Here is a 26,518-nt window from a genome sequence, read left to right as displayed (position 1 = left end):
TCGCCAACGGCGACTCAGTGCTTGTGCTCCACGGCGGGGCCGCCCGCCGCGCCGGGCGCCTGCAGCGCCACGGGCAGGCGCAGGTCCATGCGCGACTCCACGCCCCTGGCATCGCGGAACACCAGCGTGACCGGCACCGTGCCGCCCTTCTCCAGCGGCTGCTTCAGGTCCTGCAGCATGAGGTGGTAGCCGCCCGGCTTGAGCTCGAAGGCGCGCCCGACCGGAAGCTCGATCGCGCCGGCGGGCCGCATGCGCATCACGTCGCCTTCCATCTTCATCTCGTGCACGCCGGCGCTGCCCGCGACGGGCGACGACGCGCCCACGAGCTGCGTGGGTGCCTTGGCGGTGATGCGCATGAAGGCGCCGGTCGCCTGCTGGCCCGGCACCGACGCGCGAACCCAGGCGCCGTCGATCGCGGGCTGCGCCGCGATCGCGGCCGCCTCCTGGGCACTCACGACCTGCAGCAGCACGGCCGGCGTTTTCATGCCTTCGGTGGACGTGCCTTGCGCCGGCACGTCCTTCCAGTCGATGCTGGCGCCTGCGCAGCGCTGCAGCACCTTGATCCACACGGGGCCGGTCTGCTTCGGCACCTGGAACTCGATCGGGATCTCGCGCTTGTCCTTCGCGTCCAACACGCGGGGGCCGCCCGGAAGCTGGGCCTCGACGGCGGTGGTGGGCGCACCGTCGCAGCCGTGGCCCACGCGCAGCACACCGCGATAGGTGGTGCCCGCTTCGACGCGCGCCGGGTCCAGGCTCACGTGGGCCAACGCGACGGATGCGCACAACGACAGGCCGGTGAGGGCAAGGATGTTTTTCATAGGTCGACTTTCAGTTCAACGCTGTAGGTGCGTTGCGGGTAAGGGTGGAAATTCCAGTAGTGCTGGTTGTTCAGGTTGTCGATGCCGCCGGCGGCGCTCCAGTGCGCATCGATGCGATACACGGTGCGCCAGTCGGCGGTGAGGTAGCGGCTCGCCCCCTGGTAGGCAAAGCCGTTGGGGTCGGAGTTGTCGAGCGTGCTGTACTGCCGGCCGCTGTACCGCACGCCCAGGGTGTGCGTCCAGCGCGGCGACGCATGCCAGGTGGCCACCGCCGCCGCGCGCCACTGCGGCACGCGCGGCTGCCAGTGGCCCACGGCCGCGGGGAACTTCAGGTCGCGGGTGATGCGCGAGTCGGTCCAGGTCGCGCTCGCGCCGAGGTCCAGCCCCTTCACGACCACGTCGCTCGCGCGATACGCCGTCTCGATGCCCTGTGTGCGGACCGCGTCGACGTTCTGGATGTTGGTGACGTTGGGCGTGACGGTGACGTTGGTCTGCGAGTACAGCGCATCGCGCGTGCGTTCGAAGAATGCGGTCACGCGCCACAAGCGCCCGTCGGTTTCGCGCTCGGCACTGATCTCGCTGGTCCACGAGCGCTCGGGCTTCAATTGCGGGTCGTTGTTGGCGAGCGTGCCGTTGGCCGCGATGCCGCCCTGGAACAGCTCCGCCACGGTGGGCACCCGCACCGCGCGCCCGAGCGAGGCCTTGAGCACCCACAGCTCGCTGGCCTGGTAGGCCAGGGCAGCCTTGGGCGAGGCGAAGGATTGCGAGCGGCGCGCGAAGTCGACCGCCGTGGCTGTGTTCGCGGTCTGGCCGTTGAACGCCTCCCAGCGCTCCACGCGCGCGCCCAGCATCGCCTTCCATTTCTGCGCGAACCGCCAGGTGTCCTGCGCATAGGCGCTCGTCAAGCGAGTCCCGCCATGGAACGACTGGTTCAGCGCAGCGGGCTCGCCGGCAACCCAGTCGCTGGTCGCGTTTTCGACGCTGCGCCAGCGGTAGCTGTCCCGCTGCAGGCCCGCGTCGATCACGTGCGCCTCTCGCGGCCGCCAGGTGAATTTCAGCGCGAGCGTGTCCCAGCCCGTGCCATGTCCGTCGACGAGGCGGCCGGCGCTCCCCGTCGTCGACGTCCGCGCACGCAGGATGTCCCGGGCGTAGTCGTAACGGCTCGCGGCGATCTCCCAATCGAACACGCCATGTGTGTGGCTCTTGATCGACAGGCCTTGCATCAGGTGCGCGAGGGCCTCGTTCGAGGACGGGAAATCCGCGACGGACGTGTAGAGCGGATTGCCGGCGGCGTCGCGCAAATAGGATTCGGGCCGCGCGCGCGAATCGTTGCGCCACCATCCCAGCGTATAGCTCGCGCGCACGGTGGGATCGAAGTCGTACGCCAGGCGCAGCTTCGCGTGGTCCTGCACGGCGTGGTACTGCGTCGCCGCGCCGATGATCCACCAGGGCCTGCCGCTGCGGTCCAGCGCGGCAACCGCGCCGGCCGCCGGCGCGCGCCGTGTCGCGAACGTCAGCGGCTGGCCATCGCTCATCGTGCGGTCGACGTTGAACCACCAGGCCCATGGGCCCGCACGGTTGCCCGCCGACACGCTCGCCTGCCGGGCCCCGAAGGTGCCGTGCGACGAATACAGGTCGAACGGCTCGCGCGTGACCGACACCTTGCCGTGCGCCTCGAATTGCGTGGGCATCCGCGTGACGAAGTCCACCACGGCGCCGACGGAGTTGCCCGGGTAGGCCGCGGAGAACGGGCCGTACAGCACGTCCACGCGTTCGATCTCCTCCGGCGTGACCATCATCCAGCGCGGCGCGAAAGTGGCGCTGTTGCCGAGCAGGTTCGACAGCAGGATGCCGTCGGCGTACACCAGCGAACGGGCGCTGTTGCCGGTGCCCGAAGCGCGCGTGGACAGCACGGCGTGGTTGTAGTCGCCCACGTAGCGCTTGCGCACCAGGAGGCTCGGCAGGTATTTGAGCGCGTCCTCGCTGTCGCTCGCGTTGACGGACTCCTCGATCTGCGCGCGCGTGACACCCTCGATCGTGGTGGGAATCTGCGTTGGCAATGACGTGGGCTGGCCGCCGGTGATGGTCACGGTGCCGAGGTCGCGCACCGGCGCCGTCGGCGGATCGTGCGCCGCCGCGATGGACGGAAACGCCATGGCCAGGACCACGGCAAGACGGGTGGGATTCAAGCTTGCTCCCGAACGATTGAACACAGCCTGCGACTCAACGCAGGCGCGCTTTCAAGCGATCGGCTGAAGCGGGGGTCCACGCGCCGGCAACGGCGCGGCCGTGAGCAGCGCGATGCGCGCGGCAGGAATCGGCTGGACGGCATGGCCCAGCACCGGGACGAACACCAGATCGTTGCGCACGACCGGCGGCGGCGCCGCCATCGAGGCGCACAGCGGGCAATCCAGCGTGTGACCGGTGGGCTGGCCCCCTTCGCTGTCGCCCTTGACGAGGAGCTTGATCGTGCCGCTGCCCGAGCAGATCACCTCGATGCCGGTCGGCTTGACCAGCGGCGAGGCGATCGCCACGCCCAGCGACAACGCGAACCACGCCAGCACGAGGCGGGCGAGGAAGCGGGCGCGGCGCAGGGCTTGCATGGCGCGATTATGGCGCTCGCTAGAACCTCGGCGGCCGCCGCTCGCGCAGGGACGCGATGCCTTCCTTCACGTCCGGCCCGCCGAAGCCCATGAACTCCAGTGCGAGGGACGTGTCGAAGGCCGGGCCCGCCTGGCGCAGCCAGTTGTTCAGCGAGTACTTGGTCCAGCGGATCGCGGACTGCGAACCGGCCGCGAGGCGGTCGGCGATTTCGTAGGCCCTGGGCAGCAGCTGCTCGTCGTCCACGGCGAGCGAGACCAGCCCCATGCGCTCGGCCTCCTCGCCGCTCACCGGGTCGCACAGCAGCAGGTAGTACTTGGCCTTGGCCAGCCCGCACAGCAGCGGCCACACGATCGCCGCATGATCACCGGCCGCGACGCCCAGGCGCGTGTGGCCGTCGACGATCTTCGCGGATTTCGCGGCGACGGAGATGTCCGCGAGCAGGCCCGCCACCAGCCCCGCGCCCACGGCCGGGCCGTGCAAGGCGCTCACGATCGGCTTGTCGCAATTGATCACGTTGTAGACGAGATCGCGCGCCTCCTTCCACACGCGCGAGCGCACGGCGAAGTCGGTCGACATGTCGGCCACGAGGTCGAGGTCGCCGCCGCCCGAGAAGCCGAGCCCCTCGCCGCGCAGCACGGCGCATTTGACGCTGTCGTCCGCGCTCACGTCCCGCCAGATCTCGGTCAGTTCGCGATGGCCGTCGTGCCCGGCGGTGGGCAGCTTGCCGTTCTTCGCGCGCATCTGGATGTCGAGCACCGCGCCGCCCTCGCCGCGGCGCGTGATCGCCAAGGTGCCATAGCGTGAATAGTCCATGCTTCTACTTTCCTGGTTTGCGCTAGTCTTCGCGACTCGCAAGCTTACGCCGCCCCTTTCGGCAAATTCCGATCCGCCCGTAGGTGCAGTCCTACACGTTCCGGCGTTCGCGTGAACTGACGCCCGCCTCACCTTCTGCTACGGTCGAACTCCATGAATTTTGTGGACATCCTGTACCCATCCTGCGCGCTGTTCCTCGATTTCGACGGCACGCTGGTGGACATCGCTCCGCAACCCGAAGCGGTCATCGTGCCGCCCGCACTCATCCGCACGCTCGATGCCCTGCAGCAATACCTCGGCGGCGCACTCGCGCTGATTTCCGGCCGTCCGCTCGAGCAGATCGACCAGTTCCTGCGGCCCCTGGTCCTGCCCGCGGCGGGCGTGCACGGGGCCGAGCGGCGCAACGCCAAGGGCGACATCGCCTTGATGCCCGCCTTTCCGCTCGAGGTGGTCGAGCAGATCGCGCTGCAGCTGGCCGAGCGCCATCCCAAGCTGCGCGTGGAGATCAAGCGCGGCTCGATCGCCTTGCACTATCGGCAAGCGCCGGAACTCGAGACGCTGTGCCTCGAAGCCATGCAGCGTGCGGTGGAGCAATCGCCGGGCCTCACGCTGCTGCGCGGCAAGATGGTGGTCGAAGCCAAGCCCGGCGGGGCCAGCAAGGGCGCGGCCATCGAAGCCTTCCTGGCCGAGCCGCCCTTCGCGGGCCGCACGCCCGTGTTCGTCGGTGACGACATCACGGACGAGGTCGGCTTCGCCACCGTGCAGCGGCTGCGCGGCCTGGGCGTGAAGGTGGGCGAGGGCTCCTCGGTGGCGTGGCAGCGCATCGCCACGCCCGCGGCATTCCGCAAACAACTCCAATCCGCCGTGGCCGCGAAGGCCGGAAAGGTGCATGCATGATCGACGCCCGTCCGCTTCGGAGACGACCATTCCCCCTTGGGGGGACCGCGCATCGCGCCAAGGGGGCGCCATGAACCCGCCGCTCCTCAAGGCCCTGGAGCCGTCGCTGCGGCTGGGCGTGATCGGCAATTGCGCGTACAACGCCCTCGTCGACGAACGCGGTGCGATCGTGTGGTGCTGCCTGCCCCGCTTCGACGCCGATCCGGTGTTCGATGCACTGCTCGACCCGAGCCCGAACGGCAGCCTGTGGACGTTCGACCTGGAGAGCCTCGCGCGTTCCGAGCAGGAGTACGAGCCGAATACCGCCGTCCTGCGCACGCGCCTGTACGACGAGCAGGGCCAGGGCATCGAGATCACCGACCTCGCGCCGCGCTTCTGGAGTCGCGGCCGCATGTTCCGCCCGCTCTCGCTGATCCGCCGCGTCAAGGTGCTGTCCGGCTCGCCGCGCATGCGCGTGGTGATCCGCCCGCGCTTCGACTGGGGACGCTTCGCTCCCGAGATCACGCGCGGCAGCACGCACGTGCGTTACGTCGGGCCCGGCATGTCGCTGCGGCTGAACACCGACGTGCCGATCAATTACGTGCTGGCCGAGTCGTATTTCGTGGTCGATCGGCCGATGAACTTCGTCCTGGGCCCCGATGAGACGCTGATGTCGGGCATCGAGGACACCGCCCGCCACTTCGAGCAGGAGACGGTGGCCTACTGGCGCAGCTGGTCGCGCGCGCTGTCGATCCCGCTCGAGTGGCAGGAGGCGGTGATCCGCTCGGCGATCACGCTGAAGATGTCCTTGTACGAGGACACCGGCGCGATCATCGCCGCGATGACCACCAGCATCCCCGAACACGCCAACAGCGGGCGCAACTGGGACTACCGATTCTGCTGGCTGCGTGACGCCTTCTTCGTCGTGCGCGCGCTCAACAGCATCTCCGAAGTCGCGACGATGGAGGAATACCTGCGCTGGTTGAACAACATCGTCGTGAAGACCGCGGGCAACCACATCCAGCCGCTGTACGGCATCGGGCGGGAAGAGCGATTGCCGGAGATGGTGATGGAGCACCTGCCCGGCTACCGCGGCATGGGGCCGGTGCGCGTGGGCAACCAGGCGCAGGAACATTTCCAGCACGACGTCTACGGCAACATCATCCTGGCGGCCGCGCAATCGTTCCATGACCAGCGCCTGTTCCGCCGCGCCGGCAAGGCGGAGTTCGGCTATCTGGAGGCGGTGGGTGAACAGGCCTTCCGCATCTACGACAAGCCCGATGCCGGCATGTGGGAGCTGCGCACGCGCGCGCGCATCCACACGTCGTCCGCGCTCATGAGCTGGGTGGCCTGCGACCGGCTCGCCAAGATCGCGCACACGCTCAAGCTGCCCGACCGGATGGTGTACTGGCGCGAGCGCGCCGAGGTGATCAAGGAGCGCATCCTGCGCGAGTCGTGGAACGAGCAGCGGCAGGCTTTCGCCGAGAGCTTCGGCGGGCGCGACCTCGATGCGAGCGTGCTGCTGATGGCCGAAGTCAATTTCATCGAGCCGAAGGACCCGCGCTTCATCTCCACCGTCGCCGCGCTCGAGCAGTACCTGTGCGACGGGCCCTACATGCGGCGCTACGAAGCCGCCGACGATTTCGGCAAGCCGGAGGTCTCTTTCAACGTCTGCACCTTCTGGCGCATCGACGCGCTGGCGCGCATCGGCCGCAAGCAGGAAGCGCGCGAGATCTTCGAGGTGATGCTGGGCAACCGCAACCCGCTCGGCCTGCTGTCGGAAGACACGCACCCGGTCACGCGCGAGATGTGGGGCAACTTCCCGCAGACCTATTCGATGGTCGGCGTGATCAACGCCGCGGTGCGCCTGTCCGAGCGCTGGGACACCGTGATCTAGGAAAGAACAGCGATGCCAAGGCTGGTGGTCGTCTCCAACCGCTTGGCGGACCCGCGCAAGACGGCCGCCGGGGGCCTGGCCGTGGCGCTCGCGGAGGTGTTGAACAACACCGGCGGCCTGTGGTTCGGCTGGAGCGGCCGCATCGTGGAACCGTCGGAAGGCGCTCGCCCCGGCGAAGGCCGCCTGCACACGCAGCACGCCGGGCCCGTGACGCTCGCCACCGTGGACCTGAGCCGCGAGGACCACGATTCGTTCTACGCCGGCTATTCGAACGGCGTGCTGTGGCCGGTGTTCCATTACCGGCTCGATCTCGCGGACTTCGACGCCGGCTACATCACCGGCTACCGGCGAGTGAACCAGATGTTCGCGCGCAAGCTCAAGCCCCTCTTGCACGACGACGACATCATCTGGGTGCACGACTACCACCTGATCCCGCTGGCCGCGGAGCTGCGCGCGCTCGGCTGCCAGCAACGCATCGGCTTCTTCCTGCACATCCCGCTGCCGCCCTCGCTGATCCTCGCGGCGATCCCGGGGCACGATTGGCTGATCCGGGCGCTGTTCGCCTATGACCTGGTCGGCTTCCAGAGCCAGGGCGACCTGCTGCACTTCGCGCGCTACGTGGAGGCCGAAGCGCATGGCCAGCAGCTCGAAGGCGGGCGCTGGCGCGCGTTCAACCGCACCGTGCAGGCCGGCGCGTTCCCGATCGGCATCGATGTCGACGAGTTCGTCGCGCTCACCAACGCGCCCGAAGGCCGCGAGATGTTCGAGCGCATGCGGCGCGAATACTCGCGCCGCAAGTTGCTCGTCGGCGTGGACCGGCTCGACTACTCCAAGGGCCTGCCGCACCGCATGAAGGCGTTCCGCGAACTGCTGGAGCGCTATCCCGAGCATCGCAGCAGCGCGACGCTGATCCAGATCGCCTCGCCCAGCCGCGAGGACGTGGTCGCCTACAACGACATCCTGCACGAACTGGAGTCGCTGTGCGGATCGATCAACGGCAACTTCGGCGAGCTGGACTGGATGCCGGTGCGCTACATCCACCGCACCGTCGCCCGAACGCGCCTGCCGGGCCTGTACCGCGCGAGCCGGGTGGCGCTGGTCACGCCGCTGCGCGACGGCATGAACCTGGTCGCCAAGGAGTTCCTCGCCGCGCAGGATCCGCACGACCCGGGCGTGCTGGTGCTGTCGCGATTCGCCGGCGCCGCGGAGCAACTGCGCGATGCGCTGCTCGTGAACCCCTACGACATCGAGGGCACCGCGAACGCGATCCACCTGGCGCTGCAGATGCCGATCGAGGAGCGCCGCAACCGCCACCAGGCCCTGATGTCGGTGCTCCGCGAGTACGACGTGCACTGGTGGTGCGACAGCTTCCTCGACGCGCTGGTGCAGGCGCAGCCGGAGGAGACCGGCACGCCGTGGCTGCGCTTGTGATCAGGCCTCGAACAGGCGCCCGTAGCCCGGCGACGAAGGATCGAGTCCCGCGAGCTTGACCACATCCCAGAAGCCGGCGGGCGAGCTCGCCGTCGCCGGCACGCCGAGCCTGTCGTCCAGGGGCTTGAGCACGTCCAGTGTCAGCAGCCCGCCGCAGGAGATGAAGATGCCGTCGGCGCTGGTGTCGCTGCGGTACACGCGCTCGGCGAGATCGAACAGCGTTTGCGGCGGCACCTCGCCCATCGCCTTCACGCCCGTGATGGCCAGGCCTTCGATGGCGGTGACGGTGAACCCCGCGTGCGTCAGGTACTGGACCAGCCGCTCGTTCAGTTCGTCGATGTAGGAGGTGGCGACGGCCACCCGCTTCACCTTCAGCTCGCGCAGCGCCGCGACGATGGCGTGGCTCATCGTCGTGCAGGGCAGGCCGGTGGCCTTCGCCATCGCTTCGCGCAGTTCCTCGGTGAACGCCGCGCCGCGATAGAAGCTGATCGAGGTGCCCATCAGGGAGATCGCCTGCGCGCCCGCGTCGCGCAGCGATGTCGCTTGCTCGATCACCGTGTCGATGACGGTATCGAAGCCGCCCGGCGACACCGCGGGCAGGCCCAGGCCCCGCGCGATGAAACGGATGCGGTCCCCGTAGAGCAGCGAACCGTCGACCGGCACCTCGCCGGCGGCGGGCGGCACGATCAGGCCCAGCGTCGCGACCTCGCTCATTGCGCCGTGATCTTCTGCGACCGGATGATTTCGCCCCACTGGGCCGATTCGCGCGCGAGTTCGCCCGCGAGCTGCGCACCCGAGGAGAACGCCGGTGCCGCGCCCTGCTGCGCCGCCGCCTGCACCATGTCCGGACTGGCGAGCGCGGTGCGCACGGCGTCCGTGAGTTTCTCGACGACCGCGGACGGCGTGCCCGCCGGCGCCATCAGGAACAGTCGCGGGGTCGCGTTGAAGCCGGGCAGCGCCTCGGACAGCAGCGGCACGTTCTCCGCGCCGGGCAGCTTGGTCGCACTCATCAGCGCGATCGCCTTGAGCTTGCCGGCGCGCGCCTGCGGCATGCCGGAGGTGGTGCTCACGACGGCGAGCGGGACCTGGCCACCGACCACATCGGGCACGACCTGCGCGGCGCCGCGGTAGGGGATGTGCACCACGAACGCGCCGATGCGCGCCTTGAGCATCTCGAATCCCAGCTGCTGCACCGTGCCGACACCGGGCGTCGCGTACGAATACCGGCCGGGGCTCGCCTTCAAGGCCGCGATCAGCTCCTTCGGCGTGCGTGCGGGGAACGCGTTGTTCGCGACGATCATCACCGGCACCGAGAACAGGCCGGCAACCGGCGTGAAGCTCTTGATCGGGTCGAACGTCATCTTCGCCTGCAGGTGCGGGGCCACCAGCATCGAGCTTTCGCCCACGAGCAGTGTGTAGCCGTCGGGCGCGGATTTCGCCACTACGTCGCCCGCGATCAGGCCCGAGGCGCCGGCGCGGTTTTCGACCACGACCTGCTGGCCCAGCTGCGTCGACAGGCGCTGCGCCAGCAGGCGCGCCATCGCGTCCACGCCGCCACCGGCAGAGAAGCCGACGACGAAGCGGATGGGGTGGGTGGGGTAGCCTTGCGCGGCAGCGAAAGCCGGCGCGGCGGCGAGTACGGCGGCGAAGAGCGCGCGGCGCGAGAGGAGGGCAGCCATCTTCATTTCCCGTACTTCACGACCTTCTGCTCGATCGCGCCGAACACCGATTGCCCGTCGCGGCCTTTCATCTCGATCCTGATCGTGTCGCCGAACTTCATGAAGTCGGTGCCCGGCTTGCCGTCGAGGATGGTCTCGATCGCGCGCTTCTCGGCGATGCAGGAATAGCCCTTGACCCATTCCTTCTTGCCGTCCTTCTCGACGGCGCGGTTGCTCACAGTGCCGCTGCCGACGATGGAGCCGGCGCGCACGTTGCGCGTCTTGCAGATGTGCGCGATCAGCTGGCCGAAGTGGAAGGTCATCTCCTGGCCGGCGTCGCACATGCCCACCGTGCGGCCGTTCCATTGCGATTGCAGCGTGAGGTTCAACTTGCCATCGGCCCAGGCGTCGCCCAGTTCGTCGAGCGTCACGGCCACGGGACTGAACGCGGTGGCCGGCTTGCTCTGGAAAAAGCCGAAGCTCTTGGCGAGTTCGTCCGGGATCAGGTGGCGCAGCGACCAGTCGTTGGCCAGCATCACCAGCCGGATGCCGTCCAGCGCCTGTTCCGGCGTGGTCGTCATCGGCACATCGGCGGTGACCACGGCGACCTCGGCCTCGAAGTCGATGCCCCAGTCCTCGCTGACGAAGGGCGCATCGTCGCGCGGGCCCAGGAAGTCGTCGCTGCCGCCCTGGTACATCAGCGGCTCGGTGTAGTAGTTGTCCGGCACCTTCGCGTTGCGCGCGAGGCGCACCAGCTCGACGTGGTTGATGTACGCCGAGCCGTCGGCCCACTGGTAGGCGCGCGGCAGCGGGGCCATGCATTGCGCCGGATCGAACGGGAAGGCGTGGCGCGCCTTGCCGCCATTGAGCGTTTCGTACAGGTCCTGCAGCTGTGGCGACAGGAAGTTCCAGTCGTCCAGCACCTGCTGCAGGCGGTCCGCGATGCCGGTCGCATAATGGGCCGTGCTCAGGTCGCGCGAGACCACGACGAGCTGGCCGTCGCGCGAGTCGTCCTTGTACGTTGCGAGTTTCATGGGATTTGCCGCCTTGCCGCGCCTGCGGTAGAGTCCGCGCAGTTACGCATTGTGAAATGGATTTACCTAAACGTAATTCTAGCGGATGGCCGGCCCGATGAAGGAGCGCGCGGGCATCCAGTCCGTCGAAGTCGGCTTCCAGCTGCTCGACGTGCTCTCGAAGGCGCCGGGGCCGCTGATGCTGCGCGACCTCGCGGCCGCCGCGGGCATGAGCGCCGCCAAGGCGCACCGCTATCTCGTGAGCTTCCAGCGGCTGCAGCTGGTGGTGCAGGACGACGCCAGCACGCGCTACGACCTCGGGCCCGCCGCGCTGAAACTGGGGCTGGCGTCGCTCTCGCGCCTGGACGCGGTGAAGCTCGCGCGCCAGCGTGCGAGCGCCTTGCTCGATCAGGTCGGCCACACGATCGCGCTCGCCGTGTGGGGCAACCACGGACCGACGATCGTGCACTGGGAAGAGTCGGCGCAGGCCGTCACGGTGAACCTGCGCCTGGGCGACGTGATGCCGCTGCTGTCGTCGGCGACGGGCCGCTGTTTCGCCGCCTTCGTGCGCAAGGAAGCGATCGCGCCGATGCTGAAAGAGGAGATCGCGCGCGCGCAGCGCCAGGGACGCAAGGACATCCCGACCTCGTTGGCGGAAGCGCGCGCCCTGCTGGACGACGTGCGCCAGCGCGGCGTCGCACGCGTGGTGGACACGCTGCTGCCCGGCATCGTCGGCTTCTGCGCGCCGGTGTTCGATGCCGATGGCCACATCGCACTCGGCATCGTCGCGCTGGGGCCCACCGGCACCTTCGATCCCTCCTGGGGCGGCGCGGTGGACCGGCCCTTGCGCGCCGCCGCGAAACAGCTGTCGAGCGACCTGGGGTGGCGCGGTGACTGAACGCGCGCGCCTGCGACTGCGACTTGCGGTGCTCGCGATCGTCGTGCTGGCGATCCATGTCTGGCTGCTCGGCGGGATGCCGCGTGTGATCGCGCCGTTCAAGCGCGCCACGCCCCTGGTGGCGCGCACGGTGACGCCGGCGCAGGAGCCGCCCGCGGCGCCGGCAGCTGCGCCGCCCGCCACGACCAGCGCGGCCCCGCGGGTCGCGCCGCCGCCCGCTGCCAGGAAGCAGGCCGCAGCGCCTCGCGCACCCGCGGCGTCTTCCCCGGCCTCGCATGCCGCCAGCCCGCCACCAGCGGCGTCCGCACCGGCTCACGAGACCACGCATGCAGTCGGCGCGGCCGCTGCCAGCCACTTCGCCGTCGCGCCGTCGGCGCGCTACCACTACGACGTCGTGGCGCAATTGAAGGGGATCATGCTGAAAGGCCAGGCCGAACTCGATTGGCGCAATGAGAACGGCGAGTACCAGGCGCAGCTGCAGATGAGCTCGCCCCTGCCCTTCCTCAGGCCGCGCGTCCAGCGTTCGTCCGGGCTCGTGACGCCCGCCGGCCTCGCGCCCTTGCGCTTTTCCGACAAGGTGCGCAGCGAGGAAGCGGCGCATTTCGACCGTGACCAGGGCAAGGTCATTTTTTCGACCAACAAGCCCGAAGCGCCGCTGGAGGCGGGTGCCCAGGACCGCCTGAGCATCGTGATGCAGCTGGGGGCCATGCTGGCGGGCAATCCTTCCAGGTTCCCGGAAGGCAGCCAGATCACCGTGCAAACGGCGTCGACGAAGGAAGCCGAACCATGGACCTTCACCGTGGAAGGCAGCGAATCGCTGGACCTGCCGGGCGGCCGCACGGCCGCCGTGCGGCTCACGCGCAACCCCCGCAAGGAGTACGACGTCAAGGTCGAACTGTGGCTGGCTCCCGGGGCCGCTTACGCCCCTGTGCGCCTGCGTCTTACACAGCCCAACGGCGATTGGGTCGACCAGCAGTGGTCCTGGACCGACAGGGGCTGAGCCGCGCCAGAGCCTACTCTTGCTGCGAAGGCCTCTCGTTCGTGCGGTCCACCTTGAATGCCGCTCAAACGTTGCTATCTACAGCGGCAAGGAATACACCATGCAGATGCTTTATGACTCCGACTCGTTCGTCGTCGTGCACATGCAGGCGAACGAACCCGCCGAGGGCGAGGCCCCACCGCACGTGGCGAGGCACGGCTTCGAAATCGTCGACAAGCGCACGAACAAGGAGGTCTACCTGGACGGCTCCTGGGCCGACGCATTCCAGCGGCAGATCAACGCCTGGCAGCTGAACACGCCCACGCAGGAAGAAGTCGAGGAAAAACTCGAGGGCTACGCCGAACTGGCGCAGAACCCCCTTGTGCTTCATTGATTTGATTCACTGACGAGCTAGCGCAACCACCCTCGCCGGAACAGCGGTTCGACCAGCACCAGCACGGCCACCAGCCGACAGACCTGGAAGGCGGTCACCACCGGCACGCCCAGCTGCAGCACCTTGGCGGTGATCGCCATCTCCGCGATGCCGCCGGGCGAAGTCCCCAGGATCAGCGTGGCCCAGGGCAGGCCGGTGGCCCAGGCGACCGCCAGCGCCGCCGCCGCACACAGGACGATCATGAACACCGTGCCGGCGGCCACCGAGGCGAGCCAGCGCGGGGCCGTGCGCACGAACTCGGCGGAAAAGCGCACCCCCAGGCTCACGCCGATGAAGACCTGGGCCGTGTTGGTCATCCACTGCGGGATGGCCGACAGCTCGATGCCGGCCATCGACAGCCCCATCGCGGCCAGCAGCGCCCCCATGAACCAGGGATTCGCCCGGCCCGTGCGCGTCATCAGGTAAGCGCCGGCGCCCGATGCCGCGAGCAGGACGGCCAGCCCCGGCCAGTGCACGATGCGGGCCCCCGGCACCGTCGGATCGAGCCCGTGCATGCCGCTGAAGGTGAGTGCGAACGGGACCGTCAACGTGACCAGCAACAGGCGCAGGCTGTGCGCCGCGGCCACCAGCTCGGTCCGCCCGCCGAGTCGTTCCGCCAGCAGCGTCATTTCCGACGCGCCGCCGATCGCGCCGGCGAAATAGGTCGTGGCGCGCTGCGTCTCGCGCGCGCCCCCGATCTCGCCCGCGTGGCGCTCGTCGAGCCAGCGGCCGAACAGCCAGCCAAGCGCCAGCGCCCAGGCGATCGCCAGCGCGATGGCCCACCACAGGCTCACCACCAGGGCCGTGACCTGCGGGGTGAAGTACAGGCCCAGCGCGGTCCCGATCAGCCACTGCCCGGCGTTGCGCAGCGGCACGAAGCTGCGCGTCGGGTAACCGAGCACCGAGGCCACCGCCGTCGCCAAGAGCGGGCCGATGGTCCACGGAATCGGCGTGCGCAGCTCCACGCAGGTCAATGCGCCGGCCAGGGCCAGCAGCAACGTGAGGACGACGCGAGCGGGAAGACCGCTCGCGCTCACGCGTTGCGCTTGATCGCGTCGGCCAGCGTGTTCACCAGCGTGTCGATGTGCGAGCGCTCCACGATGTAGGGCGGCGCGATCACCAGCACGTCACCCGCGGGCCGCACCAGCGCGCCGTGCTTGAAGCAATCGAGGAACACGTTGTACGCGCGCTTGCCGGGGCTGCCCGCGATCGGCGCGAGTTCCACCGCCGCGGCCAGGCCCAGGCTGCGGATGCCGACCACGTTGGGCAGGCCCTTGAACGTCGCGTGGAACGCGTCGCCCAGCACCTTGCCCATCTCGCCGGCGCGCGCGAACAGGTTCTCCTGTTCGTAGAGTTTCAGCGTCGCGATCGCCGCGGCGCACGCGACCGGGTGGCCCGAGTAGGTGTAGCCGTGGAAGAACTCGACCACGTGCTCGGGCGCGTCGGTCTTCATCATCGCGTCGTACAGCTTGTCGCTGCAGATCACGCCGCCCAGCGGGATCACGCCGTTGGTCACGCACTTGGCGAAATTCAGCATGTCGGGCACGACGCCGTAGTAGTCCGCCGCGAAGTTGGTGCCCATGCGCCCGAAGCCGGTGATCACCTCGTCGAAGATCAGCAGGATGCCATGCCTGTCGCAGATCTCGCGCAGGCGCTTGAGGTAGCCCTGGGGCGGCAGGTACCAGCCGGCGCTGCCGGCCACCGGCTCGACGATGATCGCCGCGACGTTGCTCGGGTCGTGCAGGGGCAGGATGCGGTTCTCCAGCTCCAGCAGGATGTCCTCCTGCCACACTGGTTCCTGGTTGTGGATGTAGGCGTGGTTGACCGGGTCGTGGATGAAACGCAGGTGATCCACGCGCGGCAGCATCGCCGCGCCGAACACCTTGCGGTTCGCGGGAATGCCGCCCACGCTCATGCCGCCGAAACCGACGCCGTGATAGCCCTTCTCGCGGCCGATGAAGATGTTGCGATGGCCCTCGCCGCGGGCGCGGTGGCAGGCCAGCGCGACCTTCAGCGAGGTGTCCGCCGCCTCCGAGCCCGAGTTGCAGAACAGCACCTTGTTCAGGTCGCCGGGCGCCATCGCGGCGATCATGCGCGCGGCTTCGAAGGCCTGGTCGTTGGAGACCTGGAAGGCCGTCGCGTAATCCAGCGTGTCGACCTGCTTCTTGATCGCTTCGTTGATGGGCGCGCGCTTGTGGCCGGCGCCGACACACCACAGGCTGGAGATGCCGTCGATGACCTTGCGGCCATCGTGCGTCGTGAATTCCATGCCGTCGGCAGCGACGAACACGCGCGGGTCCTTGCGGAAGTGGCGGTTCGGGGTGAAGGGCAACCAGTGGTTGTCCATGTTGAAATCGTTGTAGGCCATCGTGTCTCTCCTGGGGCGAACTTCCATTCTGGCGCGGGTCAGCGCAGCGCGCCGAACACCTTGCCCAGCAATGCGCTGCCGGTGCCCACCGGGTCCTGGCGAATCTTCTTTTCTTCCTCGCCGATCATCAGGTACAGGCCGTCCAGCGCCTTGCGCGTGACGTAATGGTCGATGCTGGCGTCCTCCTGCTTCACCAGGCCCATCGAGGCGCCCTGGGCCGCGATGCGGTCGTACTTCTGCGCCAGGCCGACCTTGGCCGTGGCCTGCTTGACCACCGGCAGGAACTGCCCGCCCAGCGGCTCGCGCGTCTTTTCCGCGAAGAACTGCGTGACGGAGGTCTCGCCGCCGGTGAGGATGTTCTTGGCGTCGCTCACGGTCATCGCGTGCACGGCGTCGATGAGCAGCTTCCTGGCCAGGGGCACGGCGTTCTCGGCGGCACGGTTCATCGCGACCTCGAGCTCCTCGACCTGCCTGTTCTGGCCGATGGCCTTGAGCAGCCTGGCGGCGTCGCGCAGGTAGCCGGGCAACTCGATGTGCACCTTGGGATTGGCCAGGAAACCGTCGGGCGCGCCAAGCAGGCGCACCGCGCTGCTGGCGCCGGTTTCGAGGGCGGCCTTCAGGCCCTTGCTCGCTTCCGCGTTGGTGATGCCCGCGAGCAGTCCTTGCGCACCGGCGGGCGTGAACGGCGAGAGCGCGGCGGCGCCCACGAGGGCGGCGCTGAACTGGCGACGGTCCATGAATCCTCCTGCGACAATTGGCCCCATAGTATGAACCACGCTTACGTCCTGACGCTCTCCTGCCCCGATCGGCCCGGCATCGTGCATGCCGTGTCCGGCTTCCTGCTGGAACGCGGCGGCAACATCGAGGAAGCGGCGCAGTACAACGACCACGACACGGGCCTGTTCTTCATGCGGGTGCAGTTCGCCTGCGACCAGCTCACGTTCGACGACCTGAAGGCGCAGCTGCGCTTTTTCGCCGAGCCGTTCAAGATGAAGTGGGAGCTGCACGCGACGCACCATCCGATGCCGGCCGTGATCTTCGTCAGCCGCGAAGGGCATTGCCTGAACGACCTGCTGTTCCGCTGGAAAAGCGGCCTGCTGCCACGCGTCGACGTGCGCGCCGTGGTTTCGAACCACCGCGACTTCTACCAGCTGGCCGCGAGCTACAACGTGCCCTTCCACCACATCCCGGTGACGGCCGCGACCAAGGCGCAGGCCGAGGCGAGGCAGCACGAGATCGTCGAAGCCGAAGGCGCGGAGCTGGTCGTGCTCGCGCGCTACATGCAGGTGCTGTCCAACGACCTGTGCGAGAAGCTCGCCGGCCGCGCGATCAACATCCACCACAGTTTTCTGCCGAGCTTCAAGGGCGCGAAGCCCTATTACCAGGCGCACGACCGCGGCGTGAAGCTCATCGGCGCGACGGCGCATTACGTCACGGCCGACCTCGACGAAGGGCCGATCATCGAGCAGGATGTCGCGCGGGTGGACCACAGCTTCACCGTCGATGACCTCACGGCGCAAGGCCGCGACACCGAGAGCCAGGTGCTCGCGCGGGCCGTGAAATGGCACAGCGAACACCGCGTCTTGCTCAACGGCCACAAGACGGTGATATTCCGCTAGTCATGACCGCGCGCATCCCGCCGATCCAGTGCCTCGTCACCTTCGAGGCCTTGGCGCGGTTGCGCTCGGTGACGCAAGCGGCCGACGAGTTGTGCGTCACGCCCAGCGCCGTGAGCCATCGCGTGCGGCAACTCGAACAGGTCCTCGGCACGAAATTGTTCGGCCGCGCCGATTTCTCGCTCACCACCGAAGGCAGCGAGTACCTGGCGCATGTGCGCGAAGGCCTGGCGATCCTGGAGCGCTTTCCCGGCCGGGACGGCGCGCAGGGCAAGCGCAAGTTGCGCGTCGCCGTCACGCCGACCTTCGCGCGCTCCATGCTGATGCCGCGCCTGCGCGCCTTCATCGAGGCCTACCCGGAGATCGACCTCACGCTGCAGGTCTCGATCCCGCTGCTGGACGTGGTCGCCGAGGACGCCGACCTGATGATCCGCTACGGCACCGGCCGTTATGCCGACGTGGAGCACGTGTGCCTGATGACCGACGAGGTCACGCCGCTCGCCGCGCCGAGCTACCTTCGCGAGAACGGCCCCTTCGACACGATCGAGGACCTGCTCGGCGCCAAGCTCCTCAAGAGCCCGCTCGAGCCCTGGCGCACCTGGTTCCTCGCGCATGGCGTGGATGCGCCCGAACCGGCCGAAGGCTCGTCCTTCAACGACGTCGGGCTGATGTGCGATGCCGCCGCGCAGGGTCTGGGCATCGCGCTGGTGCGCCTCAAGCTCGGCGCCCCGTGGCTGGAGAACGGCACCCTGGAGCGCCTGTCGCCGCGCAACGTGCCCAGCCCGCACGCCCATTACCTGTGCTGGCGCACCGGCACGATGGACCGCTGGGAATGCCAGGCGTTCGCCGAGTGGCTGCAGAAAAGCCTGGCCTGAGGCGCGCTTCACGCCGGCCTGCAAATTTATTCAGGGGCGACGCGAGGCGTTTATGCAAAGATTCACCGCATGAACGCACCCGCGAACCCGGACGCCCTGCGGCGCGCCGAGCGCCAGGCGCAAGTCGTGCGCGCCCTGCAGCCGCTGCTGGCGGCCGATGCGCTGCTGTGGCACGACGAATCCACCACGCCTTACGAGTGCGACGGCCTGACGGCCTATCGCCAGCGGCCGCTCGTGGTCGCACTGCCGGAAACCGAAGCGCAGGTGCAGGCCGTGCTGCGCGCCTGCCATGAACTCGATGTGCCGGTCGTCGCACGCGGCGCCGGCACCGGGCTGTCGGGCGGCGCGATGCCGCACGCCGAGGGCGTGACGCTGTCGCTCGCGAAGTTCAACCGCATTCTCTCGGTCGATCCGCTCTCGCGCACGGCGCGCGTGCAATGCGGCGTGCGCAATCTCGCGATCAGCGAAGCGGCCGGGCCCCACGGCCTGTACTACGCGCCGGACCCATCGAGCCAGATCGCCTGCACGATCGGCGGCAACGTCGCCGAGAACTCGGGCGGTGTGCATTGCCTGAAATACGGGATGACCCTGCACAACGTGCAGCGCGTTCGCGGGTTCACCGCGGCCGGCGAGCCGGTGGAGTTCGGCAGCGAGGCGCTCGACGCGCCGGGTTACGACCTGCTGTCGGTCGTGATCGGCAGCGAGGGCATGCTGGCCGTCGCAGTCGAAGTCACGGTGAAGCTCGTGCCCAGGCCGCAGCTCGCGCGCTGCATCATGGCCAGCTTCGGCGACGTGCGCCGAGCCGGCGACGCCGTGGCGGCCGTGATCGCCGCGGGCATCATCCCCGCCGGCCTGGAGATGATGGACAGGCCGATGACGGCAGCCGTCGAGGATTTCGTGCATGCCGGTTACGACCTGGAGTGCGAAGCCATCCTGCTGTGCGAGAGCGACGGCACGCCCGAGGAAGTCGAGGAAGAAATCGGCCGCATGTGCGAGGTGCTGCGCGCCGCCGGCGCGACGGCGATCGCCGTCAGCCGGGACGAAGCCGAGCGCCTGAAGTTCTGGAGCGGGCGCAAGAACGCCTTCCCCGCCTCGGGCCGCATCAGCCCCGACTACATGTGCATGGATTCGACCATCCCGCGCAAGCGCCTCGCGGACATCCTGCTGGCGATCCAGGAGATGGAGAAGAAGTACGGCCTGCGTTGCGCCAACGTGTTCCACGCGGGCGACGGCAACCTGCACCCGCTGATCCTGTTCGACGCCAACGACGCCGACCAGCTGCACCGGGCCGAACGCTTCGGCGCCGACATCCTGGAGACCAGCGTCGCGATGGGCGGCACCATCACCGGCGAGCACGGCGTGGGCATCGAGAAGGTGAACTCGATGTGCGTGCAGTTCAGTCCCGAGGAGCGCGAGCAGATGGTCGCGCTCAAGCGTGCGTTCGACCCGAAGGCGCTGCTCAATCCGGGCAAGGTGATCCCGACACTGCACCGCTGCGCCGAGTACGGCAAGATGCTCGTGCGCGGCGGCCGCCTCGCGCACCCCGATTTGCCGCGGTTCTAGCGTCCTGCCGTCAGGACGGCTTGCACAAGGTGCCGGTCACGACGATGTCCGGATCGCCCTTGGGCTTGTCCTTGGGCGGCGGCAGCGCCTCCTGCACGAACAGCTGCAGGAAGGTGATCATCGTGTTGTTCACCTGCTGGGTCGCCGGCGTGTTGAACGGCGACACGACGAGCGTGCCGGGCTGGTACGTCACGAGGTAATTCGAGGCAGCGAAGCCGCTCGCGCCGGCCACCGGTCCACCGACGATGATCGGGTAATTGCCGAACTGCACGTCCGCCGCGGCGCCCGTGCTGGAGAGCGCGGCCGAGGTAAGCTGCTCGCCGCCCTTCAGGCCGGTCGCCGCGATCTCCGAGCCCGTGAAGGTGAACGTGGTGCCTTGCGGCTTGTTCTGGTCGACGGCGGTCACGGTGAGCGGCGCCGGTGTGATGCTGGCGAACAGGCCCGCCGGCGCGACGAGCTGGTAGTTCCCGGCGTCGGTGCCGCCCAGGGCGCCGGTCGTGCCCACCGTGACGGCCTTGTGGGTGCCCACGTTCTTGTCGGAGAACGAACCCATGGGCGTGCCGGTGAAGCTCACGCTGTCACCCGCGAACAGGCCCGCCAGCGTCGCCGTGCCACTCAGCGTCGCGGCGGTGGTCGCGTCGTACACCTTGTCGTTGGCCGTGAGCCCGCCCAGCGTCAATGTCGCGGGCGTGATGCTGGCGGCGTAGCTTACCGCCGCGGAAATCAGGTAGTTGCCCGCGTCGGCGCCCGTGAGCGTCAGCGACGCCGGATTCAGCGTCACGGGCTTGTTGGTGCCCACGTTCTTGTCGGCGAAGGAGCCGATGGCGCCACCCGAGATGCCGACCGTATCGCCGGCGAACACGCCCGAAGCGGTGGGCGCGCCCGAGAAAGTGGCCGCCGTCGTGCTGTCGTAGACCCTGTCGCTGGCCGTGAGGCCGGCGACGGTGAGCGTCGCGGGCGTGATGTCGGCCGTCGCGGTGGTGTTGCTGGTGAGCGTGTAGTTGCCCGCGTCCGCGCCGCCGAGGGCGCCCGTGACCGCCACGGTCTTGCCCGTGCCCACGTTCTTGTCGGTGAAGCTGCCACTGCTGGCCAGGCTGACGATGTCGCCCAGGACCGTGCCGGACAGCGAACCGCTGGTGCTGGCCAGCGTCGTGCCGTCGTACACCTTGTTCGCCGCGCTGATCGTGCCCGTGATGGCCAGCGGAGTGATCGTGCCGGTCGCCGAGCCCAAGCTCACCGCGTAGCTGCCGTACCCTGCGGGCTGCACCACCGAATCCACCGCGAAGGAATAGGTGCCCACGTTCTTGGAGGCCGTCGAAAGCGTGACGGTGACGGCGTCCTGGTTGAACACCCCGCCCGACGCGCTGGCATCGGGAATGCCGGCCACGGTCGCCGCACCGGTGAACAGGTTGCTGCCGTCGTAAACCTTGCTTGCCGGGCTTGCCGTGATCGTCACTTGCGGCTGGTACGCGAATACGTAGCGGTTGCCGGTTTCGGGCAAGTCAGTGGCCAGGTTGCCGGTGAACGGACGGTTCCAGACGGCGCTGTTACCCGACACCGGTGAGCCCGCGAGACCGGCGCCAGGCGCCTGCAGGAACACCGCCCAGCGGTCATTCGGCGCCTGCAAGGCGCCGCCGCCGGACGTTGCCAGGCTGTCAGCCACCAGTGTGATCGCGTTGCTGCCCGCGGCTGCGTCCGAAGCGACGGGCTGCGTCAGCTGCAGCAGGCCCGGCGTCGTCACCTGGATGGTGCCGCCCATGGCTTGGATGCCGGACATGCCGTCCACGGTTCCGATCTGCAGCCCGTTCGCGGCGTTGTTGAACCGGAAGCCTCCCGCGTTCGCGCTGCCGCTCAGCACCTGGACGGAGTTGGCTTCCGTCAGCGTGACACCGCCTCCGGACACCTGCAGGCTGGGCACGCTCAGGATCGCGCCGGGTGCCTGGTCGATGGTGCCGTTCGCGTCGCCGTACTGGATCAGGCTCAAGGTCGGCGCATTCGTGAGCGTGAGCGGAGCCAGCACACTGAGGCCGCCGTCATTGGCCGTGCTGCCGATCACCAGCGCGCTGGCCGTGATGCCCTGCAGCGCCGTCGTGTCGAGCGTGAGGTGCGAACCGTCATCGGTGCCGCCGATCCAGATGCCGCGGCTGCTCGAGGTCGGTGCGATCACCGTGCGTCCCGCCCCGGAACCGATGCTGCCGGCCAGCGTCATGGCGTCGGCAGACAGTGTGAGGTCCGCGCCACCGGATTGCTGCACCGAGGAGGAAGCATCGATGGTGATGCGGCTCGCGGGGCCGGGGCCGCTGAGCGCATACAGCGACATGCCGCCGGGGCCCGTGTTCTGGATTTGCGAGCTCCCGATCAACAGGTCGCCGTTGATGGATCCCAAAGTCAGGAAGTTATTGGCGTCGAGCGCAACTTGCGAAAGGTACACGCCCGGTGCGCCGCTTCCCGCGGCGGTGGTGCCGACGATCGCGAGACCGCCCGGCGCGCCGATCGTGGTGCCGATTCCTTCGAGGTCGACCCCGTAATAGCCGCCCGTGCCCGTGATGCTCACGCTGGAATCGCTGGTCAGCGTCATCCAGTTCGCGACCACGCCCGTGCCCGCGGCATCCGTCGCCGTGCCGGTGACCGAAAGCGGGCCGCGGACGTCCAGGGGACCATCCCCCGAGAGCCGCACGCCGCCCGCGCCGGCGTACAGGCTGGTGCCCGTGTTGGTGCCGACGACGGTAGTGCCCGCGCCGGCCGCCAGGGAGCTTCCGCCATAGACGAAATCCACGCCCCAGTTCGACGCAGACACCGTCGTTCCCTTGAGCAGGATCGTGCCGTTCCCCGCATCGATGGTGCTGACGTTGACCTCGACGCCACTTCCGGTGGAGTCGGTAGCCGCGCCGTCGACGGATATGCTGCCGGCGCGGACCGACGAGGTGTCGATGACCACGCCAGCGGCGTACCTCGCCTGTCCGTTGAGCGTCAGTGCACCGGCACCGGCGTCCAGGGTCGAGCCGTAGACGTACACCCCGTTGCTCTCGATCGCGAGACCGCCGCGCAGCGCGATGTCGCCGCCGGCCGTCCCAATCGACGATGTGCTGATGTGGACGCCGCCGTCGGTCGCGGTGAGCGACACGGCGCCTGGCCCCGTGGAAATGGCGCTGGAATCGACCGAAATACTCGTCCCGTCAACCTGCGCCGATCCGCCGGCCGAGCTCAAGGTGGAACTCGTGAGGTACACGCCTCCCACCGGCGCCGACAGGGCCAGGCCACTGTCGCCGCTGATCACCGATGCGTTGGCACTCAGCCCGCCGTTCACGGCATTGAGCTGGACCATCCCCGTGCCGGCGATCTGCTCGGTGTCGATGAAGATGCCTCCCCAGCCGCTCCACAACGACGAATTCTTGCCGGTGACCGTGATGTTGCGGCCGCTGATCGCGCCCGCAGGGCCCAAGCTGGAGTAGAAGCCGTACTCGTTGACGCTCTCGCCGGCGATCGTCACGTCGCCGGTGCCGGCGTGCACCTCCGAGCCGACGATACTCACGCCGTGGCCGTTCAGGAGCGACGGGCCGCCGCCGGCGATCGAGATGTTGCCGCCGAACGTGCCGAGCGAGCTTGCGTTGATCTGCACGCCCTGGGAATTGCTGGCGACCTTCAGCGCGCCGCCGCCCGTCGTGAGCGTCGAGTAGCCGAGCCAGACGCCGGAGGTGCCCTGGCTGGCCGCGCCCAGCAGCGTCACGTCCCCGCCGCTGCGGTCGACGGTCGCATTCGACACATACAGGCCGTAGCCATCGTTGGCCGTGTAGCCCTGTATCGTCAGCGGACCGCTGCCCGTCAGGTAGGCCGGCGCGGCACTGCCGGCCAGGTACAGGCCGCCGCCCCAGCCCGACAGCGACGAGCTGTAGTTCTCGCCATAAACGGACGAACCTCCGCCGGCGCTGAGCGTGACATTGCCCTGCAGGACCACGCCGAAGCTGTAGGAATCGACCAGGCCCGTGATCCAGATCGAACTTGGCGCGCCCGCATCGATGCGGCTGTCGGTGATCGTCACGCCGTCGGCGCCCGTCACCGGCGTGCCCTGGCCGGCGTTGATGTAGACGTCGCCGCTGGACAGGATGGTCGAATTCGAGATCGCGACCGGCCCCTGGTCCGAGTCGATGTGGACCTGGCCGCCGCCCGCGGCATCCAGCGACGTGCCCGACAGCTGCACGCTCGAGCCCAGCCCGGCGCTGTTGATCGAGATCCCGCCGCCCGAGGTGCCGATCGTGGACAGCGAGATGGCCACGTCCCCACTGGAGCTGGCGCTGAAGGAGTTGCCGGTGATCGCGCTGTTGCCGATGTCGATGCGCTGGCCAGTGGCCTGGACCGCGCCGGCACTCCCGGCATTGATCACCACGCCGCTGACATAGACGCTGTTGCCGCCGACGTCCGACAGGCCCGACTTCAGCGTGATGTTCGCTCCGCCAGGCGCCGTGCCGCCACCCGTCGTGTCGAGGTTGCCGTAGACGTTGAGAGAGCCCTCGCTCTGCGAACCCGCTGCCGCGTCACCCGCGCTCAACGCGATCGCACCGCCCTGCGTGGTGATCAGCGAGCTGCTGCTGACGTTGAGGTAGCCGCCTGCCGAGAGGTCGACCGAGCCGGTGCCCCCCTTCACGCCATAAACCGTGTCATCGACCGACAGGTCGCCCGTGGTCTTGATCGTGATGTTGCCGGCATTCGCGTGGACGCCGTAGCTCGCGCCGGCCGCGGTCGATACGTACCCGATCGACAGGTTGCCGTTGTTGGTGAAGCTGAACCCCGCCGGACCATATCCGGCCAGCGTGCCGACGCTGTTCGCCGCGTTGGTGAGCGTGACGGAGCCGGCGTCGGCGTAGGCGAACAGCGAGGCCACGCTGATCGGCGCCCCCTGGGTGATGTTGCCGCCGAACGCGCGCAGGCCCAGCGTCGCGCCGCCCGGATACGTGTTCGAGATCGACCCGTTGACGATGATGCTGGAGTCCGCCAACAGGGAGAGCTGGTTGCCGCTGCTCCAGGCAATCGGGTCGACGACCTTGATGAAACCCGTGCCGGCGCCGCTGCTGGTGGTGGTCACCGTCACGCTCGTGCTGGCCAGCGCGGTGGTCAGCGATCCCGTGGACAGGAACGAGTCGATCACCGTACCGCTGGCCTGGAACGTCGTCGGCCCGCTGGTGTCCGCGCTGATGTCGGTGCCGCCCATGCCGGCGGAGGTCGCGTTGCTCTGCGAATTGGCGATGTAGATGTTCGTCGGGTCGAGCAGCAGGCTGCCGATGGCGCCCTTAGGCGCCCGCGTATCGACCGCGCCGCTGAAATCGAGCACGTGCCCCGAAGTCTCGACATTGCCGCCGTCGCCCCCGTTCGCACCGCCGCGCGCGCTGATCGCGCCGCTGAACTGAGTGTGCTCGTCGGACCAGACGGAAACCGTGCCGCCGTGGCCACTCTCGATGGCGTCCGCGCGGATCAGAGCGCCTGGCTCGATCACGGTCTGCTTGGCGTTCGCGAGGCTCGCGTCGTGGCCCTGCCATCCGCCGCCGATCTCGGCCACGCCGCCGCCAGCAGCTCCGCTCACGTCGACCGTGGCGCCGCTGCGCAGCATCACCTTGTTCGCAGTGGCCTGGACAAGGCCGCCGAGATCGCCCTTCGCCGCCTGCACGGTGCCGGAGATGTCCGCGGTGTCCTGCGCCTTGAGCACGACCTTGCCGCCCTCGGCGGTGACCGCGTTGGCCTGCACCAGGCCGCTGTGCTTCAGCGTGCCGGCGAAGATGCCCACCGCGTTGCCCTGCAAGGTGCCCAGGTTCACCGCGCTGTTCTCCGGCGCCTGCACCTGCATCACGATGCCTTCGAGGCCGCGGCCCGTGAGTTCGACCTTCTGGCCGGCGGCCAGGATCGCCGCGCCATTGGGCGCCTGCATGACGGCCTGGCTGCCCACCTGCACGTTGGGCGCGATCAGCACCACATCGCCGCTGCGCGCGACGATGCTGCCGTCCACCTTGAGGGCCCCGGCGCCGGCGAGGCCGTCGCCGAAAGTCAGTCGTCCCGCGAGCGCATCCGCATCGCTCATCTTCAGCGTCGAGGCGGTGAAGCCCGCCGTGTCCACCACCGCGCCCGCACCTACCGCGATACCCGCCGGGTTGACCAGCACCAGCCGGCCGTTGGAGCTCAAGGTGCCGTAGATCGCGGACGGGTCATTGCCCACCACCCGGTTGATCGACAGGCTTTGCGCCGTCGGCTGGTCGAAGCGCGTGGTGCTGCCCGCCGGCACCGAGAAGCTTTGCCAGTTGATCACCGAACGGTTGGTGCCCGCCGCGTTCTGGGTGGTCACCACCAGCGAATTGCCCTGCTGCTTGAGCTGGGCCTGGCCGGCGATCACCTGCGCGCCGGTGGGCTGGCCCAAGGCATGGCCCATGCCCAGGAAAGCCGCGGCTACCGCCAGCGCCATGCCGGCCGGCCGGAAGCCCGCCACGGCCGGACTGGGAGCGGCGCAGTGACGCGAACCGCGCGTTGACAATGGCCCCGCGCCGCGCGATGCGGGAACCGGACCCACGCCGACAGGTTTGGCTGGCTTGTTCAACTGTTGTTCTCCAGCGGCGCGAGCCTGCGGGCTCCGCCGCATCCGGCCTCTGGCCGGCCCTCTGGTCCTCGGATGAGATCGACGGTAGCACAGCGTTAC

Annotated in this window: 20 protein-coding genes; 9 read left to right on the top strand and 11 right to left on the bottom strand. The window is 68.8% G+C overall.

Annotated elements, in window-relative coordinates; all coding sequences use genetic code 11:
- Positions 1-14 precede the first annotated feature (14 nt).
- The 4 genes from AC3EF3_RS00220 to AC3EF3_RS00205 form a co-directional block, all read right to left on the bottom strand.
- Positions 15-818, bottom strand: coding sequence for a copper chaperone PCu(A)C domain-containing protein (locus tag AC3EF3_RS00220; RefSeq protein ID WP_488530153.1), 804 nt, complete (start codon positions 816-818; stop codon positions 15-17).
- Positions 815-2,974: a TonB-dependent receptor gene (locus tag AC3EF3_RS00215; protein ID WP_488533705.1), complete on the bottom strand. Its 2,160-nt coding sequence runs from the start codon at positions 2,972-2,974 to the stop codon at positions 815-817. Before AC3EF3_RS00215 ends, AC3EF3_RS00220 begins: the two co-directional genes overlap by 4 nt.
- 84 nt (positions 2,975-3,058) lie before the next feature.
- Complete coding sequence (locus AC3EF3_RS00210; protein ID WP_488530152.1) at positions 3,059-3,421, bottom strand: DUF2946 family protein; 363 nt, start codon at positions 3,419-3,421, stop codon at positions 3,059-3,061.
- Between the two features lie 19 nt (positions 3,422-3,440).
- Positions 3,441-4,235: an enoyl-CoA hydratase/isomerase family protein gene (locus AC3EF3_RS00205; protein ID WP_488530151.1), complete on the bottom strand. Its 795-nt coding sequence runs from the start codon at positions 4,233-4,235 to the stop codon at positions 3,441-3,443.
- A 153-nt stretch (positions 4,236-4,388) separates the two neighbouring features.
- Between AC3EF3_RS00205 and otsB the strand changes: the two genes are divergently transcribed.
- The 3 genes from otsB (at position 4,389) to otsA (ending at position 8,439) form a co-directional block, all read left to right on the top strand.
- On the top strand, positions 4,389-5,132 hold the full coding sequence (gene otsB / locus AC3EF3_RS00200) for a trehalose-phosphatase (RefSeq protein WP_488530150.1): 744 nt from the start codon (positions 4,389-4,391) through the stop codon (positions 5,130-5,132).
- A 70-nt stretch (positions 5,133-5,202) separates the two neighbouring features.
- Positions 5,203-7,008, top strand: coding sequence for a glycoside hydrolase family 15 protein (locus AC3EF3_RS00195; protein WP_488530149.1), 1,806 nt, complete (start codon positions 5,203-5,205; stop codon positions 7,006-7,008).
- A 12-nt stretch (positions 7,009-7,020) separates the two neighbouring features.
- On the top strand, positions 7,021-8,439 hold the full coding sequence (gene otsA, locus AC3EF3_RS00190) for an alpha,alpha-trehalose-phosphate synthase (UDP-forming) (RefSeq protein ID WP_488530148.1): 1,419 nt from the start codon (positions 7,021-7,023) through the stop codon (positions 8,437-8,439).
- Here the strand turns inward: otsA and AC3EF3_RS00185 are convergent, their stop codons facing one another.
- The 3 genes from AC3EF3_RS00185 to AC3EF3_RS00175 are packed head-to-tail and all read right to left on the bottom strand — an operon-like array spanning position 8,440 to position 11,131.
- The gene (locus AC3EF3_RS00185; protein WP_488530147.1) at positions 8,440-9,153 is read right to left on the bottom strand and encodes an arylmalonate decarboxylase; all 714 of its coding nucleotides are present in this window, start codon (positions 9,151-9,153) and stop codon (positions 8,440-8,442) included.
- Entirely contained in the window at positions 9,150-10,118 is a 969-nt protein-coding gene (locus AC3EF3_RS00180; RefSeq protein WP_488530146.1) for a Bug family tripartite tricarboxylate transporter substrate binding protein, read from the bottom strand. Before AC3EF3_RS00180 ends, AC3EF3_RS00185 begins: the two co-directional genes overlap by 4 nt.
- A gap of 2 nt (positions 10,119-10,120) precedes the next feature.
- The gene (locus AC3EF3_RS00175) at positions 10,121-11,131 is read right to left on the bottom strand and encodes a fumarylacetoacetate hydrolase family protein (protein ID WP_488530145.1); all 1,011 of its coding nucleotides are present in this window, start codon (positions 11,129-11,131) and stop codon (positions 10,121-10,123) included.
- An 85-nt stretch (positions 11,132-11,216) separates the two neighbouring features.
- Between AC3EF3_RS00175 and AC3EF3_RS00170 the strand changes: the two genes are divergently transcribed.
- From AC3EF3_RS00170 to AC3EF3_RS00160, 3 genes are all read left to right on the top strand, one after another.
- Positions 11,217-12,008 (top strand): IclR family transcriptional regulator, encoded by a 792-nt coding sequence (locus AC3EF3_RS00170; protein ID WP_488530144.1) that lies wholly within the window; start codon positions 11,217-11,219, stop codon positions 12,006-12,008.
- Complete coding sequence (locus tag AC3EF3_RS00165) at positions 12,001-13,008, top strand: DUF3108 domain-containing protein (RefSeq protein ID WP_488530143.1); 1,008 nt, start codon at positions 12,001-12,003, stop codon at positions 13,006-13,008. The genes AC3EF3_RS00170 and AC3EF3_RS00165 overlap by 8 nt, the downstream gene beginning before the upstream one ends.
- 100 nt (positions 13,009-13,108) lie before the next feature.
- Positions 13,109-13,381: a BTH_I0359 family protein gene (locus tag AC3EF3_RS00160; protein WP_488530142.1), complete on the top strand. Its 273-nt coding sequence runs from the start codon at positions 13,109-13,111 to the stop codon at positions 13,379-13,381.
- 17 nt (positions 13,382-13,398) lie between these two features.
- Here AC3EF3_RS00160 and AC3EF3_RS00155 read toward each other — a convergent pair whose 3' ends face one another.
- The 3 genes from AC3EF3_RS00155 to AC3EF3_RS00145 are packed head-to-tail and all read right to left on the bottom strand — an operon-like array spanning position 13,399 to position 16,525.
- Positions 13,399-14,457, bottom strand: coding sequence for an AbrB family transcriptional regulator (locus AC3EF3_RS00155; protein ID WP_488530141.1), 1,059 nt, complete (start codon positions 14,455-14,457; stop codon positions 13,399-13,401).
- Positions 14,454-15,788 (bottom strand): omega-aminotransferase AptA, encoded by a 1,335-nt coding sequence (gene aptA / locus AC3EF3_RS00150; protein WP_488530140.1) that lies wholly within the window; start codon positions 15,786-15,788, stop codon positions 14,454-14,456. Before aptA ends, AC3EF3_RS00155 begins: the two co-directional genes overlap by 4 nt.
- A 38-nt stretch (positions 15,789-15,826) precedes the next feature.
- Positions 15,827-16,525, bottom strand: a complete 699-nt coding sequence (locus tag AC3EF3_RS00145; protein ID WP_488530139.1) for a DUF4197 domain-containing protein — start codon at positions 16,523-16,525, stop codon at positions 15,827-15,829.
- A 30-nt stretch (positions 16,526-16,555) separates the two neighbouring features.
- On the opposite strand from AC3EF3_RS00145, the gene purU reads away from it, so the two are divergent.
- The 3 genes from purU to AC3EF3_RS00130 all read left to right on the top strand — a co-directional run bounded on the left by purU (position 16,556) and on the right by AC3EF3_RS00130 (position 19,842).
- Positions 16,556-17,407, top strand: a complete 852-nt coding sequence (gene purU / locus AC3EF3_RS00140; RefSeq protein ID WP_488530138.1) for a formyltetrahydrofolate deformylase — start codon at positions 16,556-16,558, stop codon at positions 17,405-17,407.
- Between the two features lie 2 nt (positions 17,408-17,409).
- On the top strand, positions 17,410-18,279 hold the full coding sequence (locus AC3EF3_RS00135; protein WP_488530137.1) for a LysR substrate-binding domain-containing protein: 870 nt from the start codon (positions 17,410-17,412) through the stop codon (positions 18,277-18,279).
- 69 nt (positions 18,280-18,348) lie between these two features.
- The gene (locus AC3EF3_RS00130) at positions 18,349-19,842 is read left to right on the top strand and encodes an FAD-linked oxidase C-terminal domain-containing protein (RefSeq protein ID WP_488530136.1); all 1,494 of its coding nucleotides are present in this window, start codon (positions 18,349-18,351) and stop codon (positions 19,840-19,842) included.
- Between the two features lie 10 nt (positions 19,843-19,852).
- Here AC3EF3_RS00130 and AC3EF3_RS00125 read toward each other — a convergent pair whose 3' ends face one another.
- Positions 19,853-26,311: a YDG domain-containing protein gene (locus AC3EF3_RS00125; RefSeq protein WP_488530135.1), complete on the bottom strand. Its 6,459-nt coding sequence runs from the start codon at positions 26,309-26,311 to the stop codon at positions 19,853-19,855.
- Positions 26,312-26,518 lie beyond the last annotated feature (207 nt).

The sequence above is a fragment of the Ramlibacter sp. GS1-15 genome (assembly GCF_057785015.1).
This window is presented reverse-complemented; position numbering and strand designations above follow the sequence as displayed.

Bases quoted from the DNA above. Each gene is read 5' to 3' on its own strand.
- AC3EF3_RS00170 (WP_488530144.1), top strand. From the start codon at position 11,217: ATGGCCGGCCCGATGAAGGAGCGCGCGGGCATCCAGTCCGTCGAAGTC.
- AC3EF3_RS00185 (WP_488530147.1), bottom strand. From the start codon at position 9,153: ATGAGCGAGGTCGCGACGCTGGGCCTGATCGTGCCGCCCGCCGCCGGC.
- AC3EF3_RS00135 (WP_488530137.1), top strand. From the start codon at position 17,410: ATGACCGCGCGCATCCCGCCGATCCAGTGCCTCGTCACCTTCGAGGCC.
- AC3EF3_RS00175 (WP_488530145.1), bottom strand. From the start codon at position 11,131: ATGAAACTCGCAACGTACAAGGACGACTCGCGCGACGGCCAGCTCGTC.
- AC3EF3_RS00205 (WP_488530151.1), bottom strand. From the start codon at position 4,235: ATGGACTATTCACGCTATGGCACCTTGGCGATCACGCGCCGCGGCGAG.
- otsA (WP_488530148.1), top strand. From the start codon at position 7,021: ATGCCAAGGCTGGTGGTCGTCTCCAACCGCTTGGCGGACCCGCGCAAG.
- aptA (WP_488530140.1), bottom strand. From the start codon at position 15,788: ATGGCCTACAACGATTTCAACATGGACAACCACTGGTTGCCCTTCACC.
- AC3EF3_RS00145 (WP_488530139.1), bottom strand. From the start codon at position 16,525: ATGGACCGTCGCCAGTTCAGCGCCGCCCTCGTGGGCGCCGCCGCGCTC.
- AC3EF3_RS00210 (WP_488530152.1), bottom strand. From the start codon at position 3,421: ATGCAAGCCCTGCGCCGCGCCCGCTTCCTCGCCCGCCTCGTGCTGGCG.
- AC3EF3_RS00215 (WP_488533705.1), bottom strand. From the start codon at position 2,974: ATGGCGTTTCCGTCCATCGCGGCGGCGCACGATCCGCCGACGGCGCCG.
- purU (WP_488530138.1), top strand. From the start codon at position 16,556: ATGAACCACGCTTACGTCCTGACGCTCTCCTGCCCCGATCGGCCCGGC.
- AC3EF3_RS00130 (WP_488530136.1), top strand. From the start codon at position 18,349: ATGAACGCACCCGCGAACCCGGACGCCCTGCGGCGCGCCGAGCGCCAG.
- otsB (WP_488530150.1), top strand. From the start codon at position 4,389: ATGAATTTTGTGGACATCCTGTACCCATCCTGCGCGCTGTTCCTCGAT.
- AC3EF3_RS00160 (WP_488530142.1), top strand. From the start codon at position 13,109: ATGCAGATGCTTTATGACTCCGACTCGTTCGTCGTCGTGCACATGCAG.
- AC3EF3_RS00180 (WP_488530146.1), bottom strand. From the start codon at position 10,118: ATGGCTGCCCTCCTCTCGCGCCGCGCGCTCTTCGCCGCCGTACTCGCC.
- AC3EF3_RS00220 (WP_488530153.1), bottom strand. From the start codon at position 818: ATGAAAAACATCCTTGCCCTCACCGGCCTGTCGTTGTGCGCATCCGTC.
- AC3EF3_RS00195 (WP_488530149.1), top strand. From the start codon at position 5,203: ATGAACCCGCCGCTCCTCAAGGCCCTGGAGCCGTCGCTGCGGCTGGGC.